Annotated in this window: 1 protein-coding gene; it reads right to left on the bottom strand. The window is 51.4% G+C overall.

Annotated elements, in window-relative coordinates:
* Nucleotides 1-263: 263 nt before the first annotated feature.
* On the bottom strand, nucleotides 264-453 hold a 190-nt coding region (locus A3751_RS02285; RefSeq protein WP_156492205.1), incomplete at its 5' end, for an EAL domain-containing protein.

The following is a 453-nucleotide window of genomic DNA, read 5'->3' on the forward strand; positions in this document are numbered from 1 at the left end:
GCCGCCGCGTTGTCTGGGCCAGACTGGCCATAGGCAAAACGACCTAAGCCATAGTTCAGCCAACTCATATCACTGTCGTTGTAGTTGCCAATCAAGGTGAGACTTGTGTCGAACCGATGCGCTTGCTCTGCTGCAACCAGCCCACTACTCGCTAGCCATATGCACAATGCGGCGCCTTGCAGCCAGCACGGGCAGAAAGAAGCTAGTCTGATCCGAGAGCTTAAAGCGTCAGAAAAGAGTAGTTGCACACTAAGCGCCCTTCCTTATGTTTCAGCATCAGCACGACAATCAGGCAAGCTGTAAGCATCCAACCAAGCTATAAACTCTGCAGCTGGTTGAGGTTTAGCGATAAAGTACCCCTGCAATTTGTCACAGTGCCATTTTTCTAAAATCTGCCAAGCCTCCGCGGTCTCAACACCTTCTGCCACAATCGTCAATCCCAGCTTATGCCCC

Source organism: Oleiphilus sp. HI0080 (assembly GCF_001635135.1).